Origin of the sequence: Nonomuraea sp. NPDC048826, from assembly GCF_043198225.1 — a bacterium.
GTDB lineage: Bacteria > Actinomycetota > Actinomycetes > Streptosporangiales > Streptosporangiaceae > Nonomuraea.
Map to the genome: position 1 here is coordinate 515,422 of NZ_JBICUQ010000001.1, position 15,646 is coordinate 531,067.

Here is a 15,646-nt window from a genome sequence, read left to right on the forward strand (position 1 = left end):
GGCTCCCGCGGGGCCTTCGGCATGTCCAGGACCGCAGCCGGATGCCGAAACGATGCATAAACCGGGCGGGCGCGGCGCGTCAACCAAGCGCCGGTCGGGAAAGATTGAGAAAATCGCTTGTTGTGACGGCGATACTCGATCAGCTGCGCACCGCCCCCCGGTCGGTGCTCGGCAAGCTCCCCGGCATCTCGAGTGACGACGACGAGTCGCGCCGGCCGCTTCCCGTGTCCGGCATGCTCGCCGCCGCCATCACGCTGGGCGCGGGGCTCGCGGTGCTCACCACGCTCACCCTCGTCGGCTGGATGGCCGCCCCGCGCGGCGCGCTCGGCCAGGGCCTGCCCAGCGTGTTCCGCACGGCCGCGCAGATCTGGCTGGCCGCGCACCACGCCGGCTTCGACATCCCCGGCGGCCGGGTCGGCCTGCTGCCTCTCGGCCTGATGGTGCTGCCCGGCCTCCTGCTCTACAAGGCGGGGCGGTGGATGGCCCGCGACGCCGACCTGCGGCTGCGGCTGCCGGCCCGGCTGCCGAAGAACAGCCCCAAGGACAAGGCGAACGCCCGGCGCCGGGCCCAGCTCGTGCTGGTCGTGCAGGCCGGCGTCTCGCTGGCGGCTCCGTACGCGATGCTCGCCGGCGGCATCGCCCTCGTCACCACCAACGACATCACCACGCCGTCCATCGGCGAGACGCTGATCAGCCACTTCATCCTGGCCTTCCTGGCCGGAACGCTCGCCACCGCGCGCACGATCGGCCCGTGGCGGGTCATGCCGCGGCTGCTGCCCGAGCGGGTGCGGGCGGTGACCGTCGGCACCGCCGTGGCCACGGCCATCATGCTCGCGGCCGGGCTGGTGCTCGTGCTGGTCGCCCTGGTGCTCAACTTCGACCAGGTGCGGGCGCTGTCCGACGTGCTCGCGCCGGGGTTCGTGGGCGGCGTGCTGCTCCTGCTGGTGCAGCTGCTCTACCTGTTCAACGCCGTCATCTGGGGGATGTCCTACATCGCCGGGCCGGGGTTCTCCGTCGGCGCCGACACGCTGGTGGCGCCGACGGGCGTGCAGCTCGGCACGGTGCCGAGCCTGCCGATGCTGGGCGCGCTGCCCGACAGCGGCCCGGTGCCGGTCTGGATGATGGGCGTGATCGCGCTGCCGTTCGCCGCGGGTGCGGTGGCGGGCGTGGTGGTCGCCAGGATCTCGCCCTCTCCCGCGTACGAGGCCGCGCCGCTCTGGGGCTTCGTCACCGGCGTCACGACCGGGCTGGCGGCGGCGGCGCTGGCCGCGTTGTCCGGCGGGCCGATCGGCGGCGGTCGCCTGACGGTGGTCGGGCCGCCGGTGTGGGAGGTGGCCCTGTCGGTCGCGCTGGAGGTGGGCGTGGCCGCCGGCATCTCCGCGGGGGTGACCAACCTGCTGCTGCTCAACCGCAAGGCCCGCGCGCCGCTCGACAAGGCCGCCGCGCCGGTGCGCAAGGCCGGGGCGGCGATCGCCAGGGCGGCCAGCAAGGTCGGGCTGGCCGAGTCGGACACCCGCCCGCTGCCCGGCCACTGGATGGACGCCACCGAGGCTGACACGCAGCCCATCCCGGTCATCAGGGACGACTGGCAGGACGAGCACGCGTCGGCCGCCGCCGAGACCCTGGCCCAGGCCCGCCCCCGCACACCGCTGGACCAGGCGCAGCCGAGCCGCAGGGACATCGTGGACGAGTCCGACGACAAGGGCGGCCACGTGATCTACGTCGACCCGTACGCCTGGGACCGCGACTGACCTCCCGGCCCCAAGCGCGCAGGCGGGGTCAGGGTTGGGCCGCGCCGAGCAGTTCGAGCACGTCCGGCGGGAGCTTCTTCTCGGCCGCCTCCCTGAACTGCACGAAGCACTCACCCTGGGCCTGGACCGTGCCGGCGCCCTTCAGGCACTCCTGATAGGCGGAGTTCTCGTCCATCAGGTAGACCTGCATGGTCGTGGCCCCGGCTGACAGCACCAGCGCCGCCATCGCGACGGCGATGCCGCCCGACGCCACGCCGGTGGGCTTGCCCGCCCCTTTCAGGAGCGGGAGCGCGCGGATGCCCGCCACGAGCGCGAACACCGCCATGACCAGCCCGGCCAGCGGCAGCATGAACGTCATGGCCAGCGCTGCGATGGACAACCAGATCGCACGGCGGCCCGCGGACTCCGCGGGCTGCTGACCGGCCGGTGCTTGCACCGGTGTCGACACCTGACCTCCTCTGCGTCACCGGGTGAGGAACGGATACGCTTGCAGCCCCACCCCGCGAATGTCCATTGGAGTGTGCGTGTCTAAGGCTGGGCGGCTCGTCGTCCTCGTCTCCGGCTCTGGAACAAACCTACAGGCCCTGCTGGACGCTTCCGCCGATCCTTCGTACGGGGCCCGCGTGGTGGCCGTCGGTGCCGACCGCGATGGGATCGAAGGTTTGGCCAGGGCGTCACGCGCAGGCGTACCCACTTTCGTGCGACATTTGCGAGATTTTCCGTCTCGCGCGGATTGGGATGCCGCGATCGCCGCGGACATCGCGGCCCACAAGCCCGATCTGGTGATCTCGGCCGGCTTCATGAAGATCCTCGGCGCTCCGACCCTGGACGCGTTCCCGGTGGTCAACACCCATCCCGCGCTGCTGCCGTCGTTCCCCGGGGCCCACGGCGTGCGTGACGCGCTGGCGCACGGGGTGAAGGTGACGGGCTGCACCGTCATGCTGGCCGACGCAGGCGTCGACACCGGGCCGATCATCGATCAGGAAGCCGTCCGCGTGCTGCCCGGCGACGACGAGGCCGAGCTGCACGAACGCATCAAGACCGTCGAGCGCCGGCTGCTCGTCGACACTGTCGGCCGGATGGTCCGCGAGGGCTGGACGGTCAGCGGACGCGTCGTCCGCATCGGCAACCACATTGGAGGGGAAAACTCGTGACCCGCATCGCCATCAGGCGCGCGCTGATCGCCGTGTATGACAAGTCAGGGCTGGAAGAGCTCGCCAGGGCCCTGGACGGTGCGGGGGTGGAGATCGTGTCGACGGGCGGCACGGCCGCCGCCGTCGCGTCGTACGGCATCCCGGTGACCAAGGTCGAGCAGCTGACCGGGTTCCCCGAGTGCCTCGACGGGCGGGTCAAGACGCTCCACCCGCGGGTGCACGCCGGGCTGCTCGCCGACCTCGGCAAGCCAAGCCACGTGGCGCAGCTCGAGGAGCTGGAGATCGACCCGTTCCAGCTCGTGGTGGTCAACCTCTACCCGTTCGAGGCGACGGTGGCCTCGGGGGCGTCGCCGGAGGAGTGCGTCGAGCAGATCGACATCGGCGGGCCCGCCATGATCCGCGGCGCCGCCAAGAACCACAACACCTGCGCGGTCGTGGTCGACCCCGGCTCCTACGGCGAGGTTTTGTCGGCGCTGGAGCAGGGCGGGTTCAGCCTGGCCGAGCGCAAGCGGCTGGCGGGCGTCGCCTACGCCCACACCGCCGCCTACGACGTGGCCGTGGCCTCCTGGTTCGGCAACGCCTACGCGGCCGAGGACGACGCCTTCCCGGCCTTCATGGGCGCCACCTGGCGGCGCAAGGCCGAGCTGCGCTACGGCGAGAACCCCCACCAGGGCGCCGCCCTCTACACCGCCGGCGGCGACGGGCTGGCCAACGCCGAGCAGCTGCACGGCAAGGAGATGTCCTACAACAACTACCTCGACGCCGACGCCGCCTGGCGGGCCGCCTGGGACTTCGCCGACCCGTGCGTGGCCATCATCAAGCACCAGAACCCGTGCGGCATCGCCGTCGGCGCCGACGTGGCCGAGGCGCATCGTAAGGCCCACGCGTGCGACCCGGTCTCCGCGTACGGCGGCGTGATCGCCGTCAACGGGCCGGTGACGGGCGCCCTGGCCGGCCAGATCGCCGAGGTGTTCACCGAGGTCGTGGTGGCGCCCGCGTTCGAGCCCGAGGCGCTGGAGATCCTCACGAGGAAGAAGAACCTGCGCCTGCTCGTCTGCCCGCAGGGCCCGGCCAACGCGGCCGAGTTCCGCCGGATCGACGGCGGGCTGCTCGTCCAGCAGGTCGACCGGGTCGACGCGGCCGGCGACGACCCGTCCACCTGGCAGCTCAAGGCCGGCGACCCGGCCTCCCCAGCGATGCTGGCCGATCTGGCGTTCGCCTGGCGGGCGGCCCGCTCGGTCAAGTCCAACGCGATCCTGCTGGCCAGCGACGGCGCCACCGTGGGCGTGGGCATGGGGCAGGTCAACCGGGTCGACTCGTGCCGCCTCGCGGTCACCCGCGCGGGCGAGCGGGCGGCGGGCTCGGTGGCCGCGTCCGACGCGTTCTTCCCGTTCCCCGACGGGCCCCAGGTGCTCATCGAGGGCGGCGTGAAGGCCATCGTCGAGCCCGGCGGTTCCGTGCGTGACCAGGAGGTCATCGAGGCGGTGGAGAAGGCGGGCGTCACGCTCTACTTCACCGGCACCCGGCACTTCTTCCACTGATCACCGGGATCGGCGGCCCGAACTCGGGCCGCCGATTTGCCGGGAAAAGTATTTCAGCATGCCTCTTGTCCGGTTACTCTGATGCGCGTCGCGTGTCCCGTTCCCCCGGAGTCCTCCATGACGCTGTTCGACGCATCCCTGCACGCCTTCTTGGCCGTGAACGGATTCGGCACCAGCCCCTTCGTGCTCATCCTGCTGGCCTTCATCGGCGCCTACCTCGGTGGCAGGGTCATGGAGCTGATCCCGTACACCCGCAGGATCATCGAGCGTCGCGAGGCTCAGCTCGCCGAGCGCGAGTAGTCCCAGGCCAGCCTGGCCGCCCCGGCCAGGCCCGCCCGCACCCCCAGCGTGGTCGGCCGCACCTCGACGGCCCTGACGAAGCCCAGCCCGCCGACGTCGTCCAGCGCCGCCTCCAGCGGCCCGAACAGCACCGGCCCCGCCTGGGCGACACCCCCGCCCACGACCGCCGTCGTCACCTCGACCGCGGCGGCCGTGGAGGCGATCATCCCGGCCAGCGCCCTGGCGCCCCGCTCGAACGCGGCCACCGCCACGGCGTCACCGGCCGCGGCATCCCGCGCCAACGTCCGCGCATCGGCCGCCACCTCACCGTCCCGCACCTCACCGTCCCGCACCTCAGCGTCGCCTGTCTCTGCGTCGCGGGTCTCTGCGGCGCCTGAGGCGTGGCCGGGGGTCCAGCCGTTGTCTAGGGCCCAGCGCGCCATGTTGGGGCCGCTCGCGTACCGCTCGACGCAGCCGCGACCGCCGCACTCGCACCGTTCCCCGTACGGGTCCACGCTCATGTGGCCGACGTGCCCGGCGTTCCCGGTGGTGCCGAGCAGCGGCGTGCCGTCGATGACCAGGCCGCCGCCGATCCCGGTGGACACCACGATCCCGAGCAGTGCCGGGCTCCGCCGACCGGCGCCGAGCCAGTACTCGCCCAGCGCCATGCACTGCGCGTCCCCGGCCAGCACGGTGGGCAGGCCGGTCAGGTCCCGCACCTCGTCGCGGAGCGGGAAGCCGCGCCAGCTCGGCATGTTCACCGGGCTCACGGTCCCGGCGGCGAGGTCCAGCGGCCCCGCGCACCCGATCCCGACGGCCCCGGGTCCGGGCCCGCCCCCGGTCACTTCCTTGATCAGGCCGCGCAGCGCGGCCATGACCTCCTGGCCCGGCGTCGGCCGGGTGGCGGTGCGCAGGACGGATCCGCTCGCGTCCACGAGCGCGGCGGCGAGCTTGGTCCCGCCGATATCAATGGCAAGTACGTGATTCATCAGTGTTTGTGGTGGTTGTCGGGCTGGCGGGGATCGCCAGGATGTTCCAGTCCGGGTACGAGCCGTACCGTCGCGGCCCGTTTCTCGTCGGCCCACCGCGCGAAGGCGAGCCGCCGCGCGGCATCGAGCAGGGACGCCTGAGCGCTCCGGTCAGGGGGCGCGGGCTCGGCGACGGCGACGTGCCACCCCAGGGCATCCCGTACGGGACCCACGAGAGCTCCCGGCGGCCGGGCGCGCAGGGCCTCGGCGAGGGCGGCGGGCAGCGACTCCAGGGTCACCGCGCCCAGCGGCTCCAGGTCGTCAGGTCCGGCCCGCCGGGCGGTCTCCCGGTCCTCGAACAGGCGGTGCCGCACCAGGTGGCGGGCCGCCCGCTCGTCCCGTACGGGGGAGTGACGCCAGGCCGGCGGCGGTTCGGCGGTCGCGGTCACGTGCCGGTACACCGCGCGCACCCACGGGCTGCCGTGGTAGGCGGCGGCGTTGACCGACCCGAGCTCCACGGCGGCGATCCGGTCCAGGGGCGCGTCGTCCACCGGGTCCAGCCCGAGCCGCGCGGCCTCGTCCTGGCAGAGCGTCTCGGTCAGGATCACCTGGGTCAGCCAGCGGGCCAGTTGCCGGTCCTCGGCGGTCCCGGGCGCGGGCAGCGCGGACCGCAGCGGTCCTTCCCGCAGCTCGGCGATCCGGCGGTCGAGCGTTTCCCGTCCCACGGGCCGGTCGCCGACGAACCCGATGGCCGCGCCCGTCACCGGGTCACCTCCAGGCTGACGGCGGCGGCGTACTGGCAGCGGCCGAACCACATGACCTTGGGCAGCGCCCAGAACCGGCCGGGCGGCGCGTCCGCCGGGACCTCCACGGGGAACGTCACGTCGCGGGTCTCCCCGGCGGGCACCGTGAAGCCCTGGATCACCGAGGGGAGCAGCTCCCACGTGCCCCAGGGGGCGGCGAGCTGGGCCTCGCCCCTGATCTCGCCCTCGGTGCCGTTCGCGAGCCGTACGGTCAGCGCGGCGCGGTCGCCGGGGCGCAGGGCGAGCGCGTCGGTGAGTGCGGTCACGGACAGGCCGGTGGGGCGGGCCGTCGCGGCCGTCGTGCCCCGGACGGCGTCGGCGGTGGCGGGCGCCGGGCCGGGCACGGGCAGTTCGGGGGCGTCGCCGAGCGCCACCGTGGCGACGTCCTCGACCACCTGCCCGCCGACGCCCGTGCGCGCGGCGACGAAGTACAGGCCCTGGCCTGGCGCGGGGGAGACGGTGACCGGGAAGCGCACGTGCCCGCCCGGCCCGACGCGGAACGGCCGCCGCGACGGCAGCGCCGCCCACCCGTCGGGCGCCACCAGCTCCACCACGCCCTCGTGGGGGGCGTCGGTCAGGTGCGAGGCCACCACCACCGACACCTCGAACGGCCCGTCCGGGACGACCAGCCCCGGCGTCACCGCCACGGACACCGGCAGGTAGCCGAGCGGCGCGGGCCCCTTGTTGTGCAGCCAGTACCGCGCGTACACCGGCTGCGCGACCTCCCGCACAGCCCCCAGCTCAGGCCCGTCCTCCTGCGTCCCGCCGTTGACCACGAAAGTCCCCACCTCGGCCCCACCGAGCCGAGCAACCCCCACCACGGGCCCCTCAAGCCCTGTAGCACCGGCCTCAGCCCCGCCGGGCCGGGTGACGCCCGTCTCGGACCTCTCCACCTCAGGGTGTGCGGGGAGGGGTTGTTCGAGGAGGTCGGCGGGGATCAAGGGGCCGGCGAGGAGTGGGGAGTGGATGCGCGCCGTCGCGCCGAGGCCCGTGGCTTCGACCAGACGCAGGGTGACCGTCTCGTCGGTGTGCCGGGCGCGGCCTCGGGCGTGCGGGTTGCCGGTGGCCTTGAGGGTGCCCAGCAGCACGTCGCGGGCAGGCTCGACGCGCAGCAGCGAGTGCGTCTGGGGCAGGGACCCGCCCGCCGGGTCCACCACGCGGGGCAGCAGCGGCGTGACGAACTCCTGGCCGAGAGCAGGCAGCCGATGCGCCCGCCAGTCGCCGGGCCCGCCCGCGAGCGCGTACGAGAACGTGTGCGTCCAGTGCTGGAGCTGGAACGCGGCCCCGTCGGGTGTGGTGCGGCGCGGCGGGTCGAGCCAGACGCCGGAGGGCCAGCCCGTGCAGGACCGCATGAGCGACAGGTGCAGCGCCCCCGACGGGTCCACGGCGAAGCCCGGCAGCCCGTACGCGAGCAGCGCCACCGTACGGTCGTCGAGCCGTTCGCCGCCGGCCGGGCAGACCGCCGGGACGACGGCGTCGGCCAGGTCCGCCACCAGCTCGTCGACCGGGCCCGCGACGATCAGGGCCGGCAGCGCCCGCAGGTCGCGCAGGTCGGCGGTCGGCTGCCACACCTCGGCCAGCGGCCGTTCGGCGGGCGCCCACACGCGCGGCGCCCCCGCCTTCAGGGCCTCCTGGAAGGCAGGGTCGCAGCGGGACAGCAGCTCGGCGGCGACCGGGTTGGCGTCCGGCCCGCCGAGGACGATCCGCACGTCCGGCAGGTTGGAGTCCACGGCGAGCCACCCGTACCGGGTGCCGGAGGCGGTGGACGTGGTGGCGGTGACGCCGGCCTTGGCCAGCGCCGCGACGAGCGCGCGGGCCCCGGGCGCGTCCTGCGGTCCTGGCACCACGATCTCGGCCACGCCGATGGCCCGCGCGCCCGCCTCGCCGAGGTCGACCCGGGCGGTGGAGGACAGGCCGAACCAGGTGCCCGCCGGGTTGTCGAGCGTCCACGGGTGTTCGGCGGAGTCGGCGTCCGGCAGCGCGAACCCGCGCCCGATCACCGCCCCGGCCACGTCCGACACCGGCAGCGCGCCTTCGACGTGCGCCGGGAACCGGACTCGGAGCAGCCGGTCGGCGCCGGTGTAGGAGAGCACGCGGGTGGTGAAGTCCACCCGGTTGGAGCCCGCGAGCAGGGTGACGGTCTGCTCGTACGCGATCTCGCCCACCTGCCCGGTGACGACGATCCGCTGCCCGATGGGTGAGGACTCGGCGCGCACGGAGGTCGCCGGGGCGTCGCCGGACCCGACGGCGCGGCCGGTGGGCATCAGGTGCCAGGGTCCCTCGCCCATGTCGGGGTGCTGCGGGTACTCCTCGTACAGGCGCAGCTCGTTGCCCAGGCCGGTGAGCAGTTCGCGGCCGGTGGCCAGGTCGGTGACGGAGGCGAGCGCGCCGCCTCGGGCCGGGTCGGCGGCGACCCGCCACCGCTCGTTCTCGATGACCGGGCCGGGCAGCGGCTGCCACGCGTCGGCCGGGCCCTCGACGATCCGGTACGTGCGCCAGCCCGTCGCGGGCACGTCGCGGGCCGGGAACACCAGCGTGCCGTCCTCGGAGACCGCGGGGATCTCCACGCCCGCCGGGTCGGCGACCCGCAGGCCGGGCCCGAGGCGGACGCGGACCAGGCCGTCGCGGGCGAACGGCAGCGTGTTGGTCACCACGACGCTGCGCCCGTCCACCGCCACCTGGCCCATCAGCGCGTCCAGCGCCCGGTCGCGGGCGTCCGCCGCCAGGTCGTGCGCCTCGCGCCAGCCGGTCAGCAGGTCGATGTAGACCTGGTCGGACTCGGAGCCGGTGATGGCGTCGTGGTGGGCGCCGTACGCGAGCTGCCGCCACACCTTGTCCAGCGCGGTGTGCGGGTAGCGGCCCAGCCCGAGCAGCGCGGCGAGGGCGGAGAGCCGTTCGGCGTCGAGCGCCGCGACCTCGGCCGCCCGCTGGGCCTGCTTGGTGTCGATGTAGGAGACGTCCTTGCCGGTATAGATCGGGTTCATGTCCCGGGATTGCGGGCTGAAGGACGACTTCTCGGTACGGACCGCGTCCAGGAAGTCCCGGGGCGTCCCGCACACGAACCGCGGCCACACGTACCGCGCGTTCCAGGCACGGTGGATCTCGGTGACCCATTTGTTCGGCGGGGTGTAGTCGGTGCCGACGGGCAGCAGGATGTTCCGGGTGGCGGCCACCGGCTTGAGCGACCTGTAGAGCTCGTACACCGCCGTCATGGCGTCCGTGAGCGTCGGCGCGGAGTCCATCCACCAGCCGGCGGAGTAGTGCGCCGGCATGTAGTGCGTCAGCACGCCGCGCCCGGACGGCGCGATCCACTCGAACTCGCTGGGGAACTGCATCAGGGCGGCGTCGCCCCTGGCCACCCTGAAGTTCTTGCTGATCGGCCCCCACTGGTGGAACGGCCCGCGCGCCCAGGCGCTCCCGGTCAGCCCGGCGGCCGCGAGATAGCCGGGGAACTGCGGGTCGTGCCCGAACGCGTCGAGCTGCCAGGCGGTGCGCGGGTCGCCGCCGAGGATGTCGCGCTGGTAGCCGATGCCGAGGACGAGGTTCCTGATGGTGGTCTCGGCCCCGGTCAGGTTGGTGTTGGGTTCGTTGTACGTGCCGCCGACCAGCTCGGCGCGGCCCTCGGCGAGCAGGGCGCGCAGGTCGGCCCGGCGCTCGGGGTGGGTGTCGAGGAACGGCTTCAGGTAGTCCACCTCGGCCAGCACGAACCGGTAGTCGGGGTCCCGGAGCGCCAGCTCGATGTGCGCCTCGACCAGCGCGAACGCGTTGCGCTCCCAGAGCGGCCTGGTGGTGGCGTCGGCCGACAGCAGCTCCCACGGGCTGGTGTACGCGGCCTGCGTGTTCCACCAGACCGGGTCGTAGTGGAAGTGGGAGACCATGAACACGGTCCACCCGGGCGACTCGGCCGTCACGGTCACGTCCAGCGTCTCGCCCTCCAGCGACACGACGCACGGCACCACCGCGCCCGGCGGCGCCTCGCCGTCGAGCGGCACCTCCACCGTCACCGGGCCGTCCCCGGCGGGCACGGCCGCGTGCCCGCGCAGGCCGTCGCCGCGCACCTCCAGCGCGGTCTCGCGGGCGCCGCGCGCGACGGTGACCTTCAGCACCTGGCGCGGGCGGTCCGCCGGTCCCACGAAGAGATCGGTCGGCTCCGCGGCCAGCAGGCGAACAGACAAATCAACCCCTATCACCCGGGACCGACGGCCACACTATGCCTTCCCGGAGGTGATGACAACGATGTCATGGGTGCCGGAACACGCGGCGGAGCGGCATGGAAGGATTGGACGCATGAGCGCAGTGAGACTCGACGGCAAGGCCACCGCGGCCAGGATCAAGGCAGACCTCGCGACCCGGGTGGCGGCCCTGGCCGAGCGCGGCATCACCCCCGGGCTCGGCACGGTCCTCGTCGGCGACGACCCCGGCAGCCAGATCTACGTCGGCGGCAAGCACCGTGACTGCGCCGAGGTGGGCATCGCCTCCATCCGCGTCGACCTCCCCGCCACCGCCACCCAGGCCGAGGTCGAGGCCGCCGTCGACGAGCTCAACGCCTCGCCCGAGTGCACCGGCTACATCGTCCAGCTCCCGCTGCCCAAGCACCTCGACACCATGGCCCTGCTGGAGCGGATGGACCCGGCGAAGGACGCCGACGGCCTCCACCCGGTCAACCTCGGCCGCCTGGTCCACATGGTCGACGCGCCGCTGCCGTGCACGCCGCACGGCATCGTGCTGCTCCTCCAGGCGTACGGGGTCGCGATCAAGGGCGCCGAGGTGGCCGTGGTCGGCCGCGGCATCACCGTGGGCCGCTCGCTCGGCCTCCTGCTGACCCGGCGCAGCGAGAACGCCACCGTGACCCTCTGCCACACCGGCACCCAGGACCTCGCCGGCCACGTGCGCCGGGCCGACATCGTGGTGGCGGCGGCCGGCGTGCCCGGCCTGATCACCAAGGACATGGTCAAGCCCGGCGCCGCCGTGCTCGACGTCGGCGTCTCCCGCGTCGACGGCAAGATCGCCGGTGACGTGGCGCCCGACGTGGCCGAGGTGGCGGGCTTCCTCACCCCCAACCCCGGCGGCGTGGGCCCGATGACCCGCGCCCTCCTGCTGGCCAACGTCGTGGAGGCCGCCGAGCGGCTCGCCGGTCAGGCGCTCAAGGCCTGAAGCCGGCGACCACCGGGCGGTCCGGCAGCGCGAACGCGCGACGCGTGATGTCTCCGGTACTGTTCGCTATGCGTACACCTATTCACTCTCCGAACAGCCCCGCGACCGGGAAGCCACGCCTTCGCCCGGGAGTGTCAAGGGATCCTCATGGTCGAACACGTGCAGTCGCTGGCCCGCGGCCTGGCCGTGATCCGCGCCTTCAGCGCCGCCGCTCCCGAGCTGACGCTGAGCGAAGTGGCCCGCGCGACCGGCCTCACCCGCGCCGCCGCCCGCCGCTTCCTTCTCACCCTCACCGACCTCGGCTACGTGCGCAACGACGGGCGGCTGTTCTCTCTCACGCCGCGGGTCCTCGAACTCGGGTACGCCTACCTGTCCAGCCTGTCGCTGCCCGAGGTGGCCGCGCCCCACCTGGAACGCCTGGCCGCCGAGGTGCACGAGTCGGCGTCGGTCGCGGTGCTGGACGGCGAGGACGTCGTGTACGTGGCCCGCGTCGCGACGGCCCGCATCATGCGCGTGTCGATCAGCATCGGCACCCGCTTCCCCGCCTACTGCACCTCCATGGGCCGCGTCCTCCTGGCCGGCCTCTCCCCGGCGGACCTCGACGCTTACCTCGACCGGGTCCGGCTGCGCCGCCTCACCTCCCGCACCCTCGCCACCCCGTCGGCCCTGCGCGACGAGCTGGACGGGATCCGCGAACGGGGCTGGGCCATGGTCGACCAGGAGCTGGAGGAGGGGCTGCGGTCGATCGCCGCCCCGATCCGCGACCGGACCGGGGCGGTGACGGCCGCCGTCAACGTCTCCACCCATGCCAGCCGCACCTCGCTGCAGCAGGCCCGGCGCGTCCTCCTCCCGCCGTTGCTGGCCACGGCCGCCAGGATCGAGGCGGACCTTGCGCCGGCCCGCCGAAGCCCCGGCTGAGCCGGATCAGCCGCCGAGGCCGGCGAAGAACTTCCGGATGTCGGCCACCAGCGGTTCGGGCGTCGCCATCGCCACCATGTGGCTGGGGTGCTCGTGGTCCTCCCAGTGCGCGATGGCGTTCGCGCGCTCGGCGATCCGGCGGAAGACCGGCGGACCGCCGTGGGAGACGCCCGTCGGCACCACGTCCTGGTCGATCGGCATGCCCGCGGCTCCTTCGTAGTAGGTCCACGACGAGGACCCTCCGGTGTTCGTGAACCAGTACAGGCTCGCGTTGGTGAGGATCAGGTCGCGGTCGACGGGCTCAGGCGGCGCCGCGCCGTCGGGCCAGCCGTCGAACTCCTTGAACCGCTCCACCAGGTAGGCCAGCTGGAAGACCGGCGAGTCCGCCCAGCCGAAGCCGAGGGTCTGCGGGCGCGCGGCCAGGTAGGGCGCGTAGCCGCTGCCGCCCGCGCCGCTCATCATGTCGGTCACCCACGCCAGGGTGTCGCGGTCATCCTGCGACAGTCCCTCGTACGCGTTCAGGTCGCCGCTCGGGATGCCGAGGCCGCCGGTGATGTGCACCCCGGCCACCCGCTCGGGGTCCAGCACGGCGAGCTGCGGTGAGACCAGCGCGCCCGCGTCGTTGCCGTGCGCGCCGTAGCGTTCGTAGCCCAGCCTGCTCATCAGCTCCGCCCACGTGCGGGCCACCCGTTCGACGCTCCAGGGTCGCTCGTCCGCGGGCTCGGGGAACGGTGAGAACCCGAACCCGGGCAGCGAAGGGGCGATCACGTGGAAGGTCTCCGACAGCGGCCCGAGCAGATGCGTGAACTCGACGACGGAGTTCGGCCAGCTGTGCGTGAGAATCAGCGGGAGCGCGTCAGGGTCGGCTGACCGGACGTGGAAGAAGTGCACGGTCTGCCCGTCGATTTCGGTCGTGTACTGCGGGAACCGGTTCAGTTGCGCTTCCTGGGCCCGCCAGTCGTACTCCTTCGCCCAGTAGTCCGCCAGGTCCTGGAGATAGGAGACGGGCACCCCCAGGTTCCAGTCGGCGCGCGGCAGGCGGCTGGGCCAGCGGGTGCGGCCGAGGCGCTCGCGCAGCTCGTCCAGGTCGGCCTGGGGGATCTCGATGCGGAACGGGCGGATGTCGGTCACGTCCTGTGTCATGAAACTCAAGGTAGACAGCACTGCGGAACAGTTTGTTCCGCAATGATCCGGACTCCGTGCAACATTTACCGCGACATCCGTACTTTTCCGGCGGGGCCATTCCCGGAAGAAAAGTTCTCGGAGGGAGAATGCGCGGCGCTAAGCTCGCGTCTCGTGCTTTCGGAGAAACTCTGGCGAATCACCAGATTTGCGGTAGTAGGTCTGGTTCTTGCCGCGACGGTCGTGGGCCTGGTGCTCGGCGACGCCTGGCTCTGGGTGGCCGTCAACTGGTCGCCGCCGGCTTACCTGGAGTTCTACGCGCCCGACGGGCTCGGCGCCCCGGGCGTCGCGGCGCTGCTCATGGCAGCCGTGGCGAAGGCCGCGCTCCTGTGGCTGATCCTGCGGCCTCCCGTGGCGGGGCCGATGGACCGCCGGGCGAAGGCGCTGCGCGGGCTGCTGTATCTGGCGGTGGCGTACTCCCTCGTGCTGTGGATCCCGATCGCGCTGCTGCCCGCCGAGGTCGACGCGGCATCCCAGCTCGTGCTCTGGATCACGATCTACATCCTCCACCTGCTCGTCATCCGCTGGCGGTCGCGCCTGCTGCGCGCGACGGCGGCGGTGGTGTTCGCGCTCTCGCTGGCCGGGGCGGCCGACAACCTGCTCGACGAACTCGACCTCCCGCAGCTCGCCTCGGGCGACCTGGTCATGTCGGTCCTGATGCTGAGCGGGGCGGCGGCGACCGTCGTCACGGTCGTCGGGCAGTGGCGCGACGGCCGGTGGAGCCGCGGCACGCTGACCCTCGGGTGGCTGTCGGTGGGCGTCTACGCGCTGGTGATGCCGTTCACCTTCCTCTTCGAGAGCTCCGCCGGCGCCAGTCTGGTGGTGATGGTCGTGATGGACGCGATGGCGCTCGTGACCACCGCGTGGCACGCGGCGACCGCCCGCGAACTGCCCGACGGGGAACGCATCGAGGACCTCCCGGCCGCCCGGGGGCGGCTGGTCCGCGTCGCGGTGGCGGCCGCGGTCCTCCTGCCGGTCATCATGTTGATCCAGCCGGAGCGGTCCCCGCGCCTCACCTACACCGGCGGGTCGGCGGACTGCTACGACCATGTCGCCTTCGGCGACGTGAAACCGGCGGAACGGGAAGCCACGTTCCTGTGCCGGGCGCGGAGCACCATGTACGGGCTCCCGCCCCTGTTCCCGGACAGCCTGTCGGACCAGGAGATCCTCGCGTACGGGCGGGCGCTGTGCCGGGCGAAGGATCCCGCCGAGCAGCAGGCGATCCTGGAGCGGGCCGGGTCCCAGGGGGCAGCCCGGGGCGCGAGCCCGTGGGACCTGGTCTACGTCTGCCCCGAGGTCATCGGCGCGACCAACCCCGAGCTGCTGAGGTCGGCCGAGGAGGCCCAGGCGGCGGAGGCCGCCTGGGTCGCCGAGGAGAACGCGCGGTGCCGCGACCCGTGGCCCAGGACGAAGGGCGTCGTCCAGGCCACGGCCAAGTACCACCTGTTCGCCGACGGTGATCACGGCTATCTGGTCCACGAGTCCCGGGACGAGGCGATCGAGGGGGCGATGGACCAGGCGGTGGACGACCTCTACGACGACAGGTCCAACGTCGGGGTGGCCGACGGACTGGTGCTCGTCGGGCACGTCGCGGACGTCATCGACCTGTGCCTCACCGTGAAGGGCCTCCGCACCGCGCCGCCCCGGCGGACGGCCGGGTGGGACCAGGTCACCGAGGTGCCGATCGTCAGCCGTACCGGCCGGCTCACCGTGCCGGAGATGGGCGAGGGCGGAGAGGTCGGCGCGGGCGCGCCGATGCCGAACCTGGCGATCGCCGGGAAGGGCCGCTACCGGGTCCGGGTCTACGTGCGGGTGGACAAGACGGGGGAGGAGCAGCACCTGGTCGTGGTGTTCCCGGGACCGTCACGGAAGAAGATCGTCCTGAAGCGGTGAGCG

At 73.2% G+C, this 15,646-nt stretch carries 12 protein-coding genes; 7 read left to right on the forward strand and 5 right to left on the reverse strand.

The window, feature by feature from the left end:
- Window positions 1-122 precede the first annotated feature (122 nt).
- Window positions 123-1,751 carry a DUF6350 family protein gene (locus ACGFI7_RS02740; protein WP_393398301.1) on the forward strand — a complete coding sequence of 543 codons (1,629 nt, stop codon included), beginning with the start codon at window positions 123-125 and terminating at the stop codon, window positions 1,749-1,751.
- A 28-nt stretch (window positions 1,752-1,779) separates the two neighbouring features.
- Here ACGFI7_RS02740 and ACGFI7_RS02745 read toward each other — a convergent pair whose 3' ends face one another.
- Window positions 1,780-2,199 (reverse strand): hypothetical protein, encoded by a 420-nt coding sequence (locus ACGFI7_RS02745; RefSeq protein WP_393398302.1) that lies wholly within the window; start codon window positions 2,197-2,199, stop codon window positions 1,780-1,782.
- 76 nt (window positions 2,200-2,275) lie between these two features.
- Between ACGFI7_RS02745 and purN the strand changes: the two genes are divergently transcribed.
- From purN to ACGFI7_RS02760, 3 genes are all read left to right on the forward strand, one after another.
- Window positions 2,276-2,905 (forward strand): phosphoribosylglycinamide formyltransferase, encoded by a 630-nt coding sequence (purN, locus tag ACGFI7_RS02750; RefSeq protein WP_393398304.1) that lies wholly within the window; start codon window positions 2,276-2,278, stop codon window positions 2,903-2,905.
- Window positions 2,902-4,446, forward strand: a complete 1,545-nt coding sequence (gene purH / locus ACGFI7_RS02755) for a bifunctional phosphoribosylaminoimidazolecarboxamide formyltransferase/IMP cyclohydrolase (protein ID WP_393398306.1) — start codon at window positions 2,902-2,904, stop codon at window positions 4,444-4,446. Before purN ends, purH begins: the two co-directional genes overlap by 4 nt.
- A 117-nt stretch (window positions 4,447-4,563) precedes the next feature.
- Window positions 4,564-4,746, forward strand: coding sequence for a hypothetical protein (locus tag ACGFI7_RS02760; protein ID WP_393398308.1), 183 nt, complete (start codon window positions 4,564-4,566; stop codon window positions 4,744-4,746).
- Here ACGFI7_RS02760 and ACGFI7_RS02765 read toward each other — a convergent pair.
- The 3 genes from ACGFI7_RS02765 to ACGFI7_RS02775 are packed head-to-tail and all read right to left on the reverse strand — an operon-like array spanning window position 4,725 to window position 10,671.
- Window positions 4,725-5,714, reverse strand: a complete 990-nt coding sequence (locus tag ACGFI7_RS02765) for an ROK family protein (protein WP_393398310.1) — start codon at window positions 5,712-5,714, stop codon at window positions 4,725-4,727. The genes ACGFI7_RS02760 and ACGFI7_RS02765 overlap by 22 nt on opposite strands.
- Window positions 5,714-6,457, reverse strand: a complete 744-nt coding sequence (locus tag ACGFI7_RS02770) for a hypothetical protein (RefSeq protein WP_393398312.1) — start codon at window positions 6,455-6,457, stop codon at window positions 5,714-5,716. The genes ACGFI7_RS02765 and ACGFI7_RS02770 overlap by 1 nt, the downstream gene beginning before the upstream one ends.
- Window positions 6,454-10,671, reverse strand: a complete 4,218-nt coding sequence (locus tag ACGFI7_RS02775) for a glycoside hydrolase family 38 C-terminal domain-containing protein (protein WP_393398314.1) — start codon at window positions 10,669-10,671, stop codon at window positions 6,454-6,456. Before ACGFI7_RS02775 ends, ACGFI7_RS02770 begins: the two co-directional genes overlap by 4 nt.
- Window positions 10,672-10,783: 112 nt before the next feature.
- On the opposite strand from ACGFI7_RS02775, the gene ACGFI7_RS02780 reads away from it, so the two are divergent.
- Together ACGFI7_RS02780 and ACGFI7_RS02785 are read left to right on the forward strand one after the other, a co-directional pair.
- On the forward strand, window positions 10,784-11,650 hold the full coding sequence (locus tag ACGFI7_RS02780; RefSeq protein ID WP_393398316.1) for a bifunctional methylenetetrahydrofolate dehydrogenase/methenyltetrahydrofolate cyclohydrolase: 867 nt from the start codon (window positions 10,784-10,786) through the stop codon (window positions 11,648-11,650).
- Between the two features lie 147 nt (window positions 11,651-11,797).
- Window positions 11,798-12,568 (forward strand): IclR family transcriptional regulator C-terminal domain-containing protein, encoded by a 771-nt coding sequence (locus ACGFI7_RS02785; protein WP_393398318.1) that lies wholly within the window; start codon window positions 11,798-11,800, stop codon window positions 12,566-12,568.
- Window positions 12,569-12,574: 6 nt separating this feature from the next.
- Here the strand turns inward: ACGFI7_RS02785 and ACGFI7_RS02790 are convergent, their stop codons facing one another.
- Window positions 12,575-13,711, reverse strand: coding sequence for an epoxide hydrolase family protein (locus tag ACGFI7_RS02790; protein WP_393398320.1), 1,137 nt, complete (start codon window positions 13,709-13,711; stop codon window positions 12,575-12,577).
- Window positions 13,712-13,933: 222 nt separating this feature from the next.
- Here ACGFI7_RS02790 and ACGFI7_RS02795 point away from each other — a divergent pair, with 222 nt between their 5' ends.
- Window positions 13,934-15,643 carry a hypothetical protein gene (locus ACGFI7_RS02795; protein ID WP_393398322.1) on the forward strand — a complete coding sequence of 570 codons (1,710 nt, stop codon included), beginning with the start codon at window positions 13,934-13,936 and terminating at the stop codon, window positions 15,641-15,643.
- The last annotated feature ends 3 nt before the right edge of the window (window positions 15,644-15,646 follow it).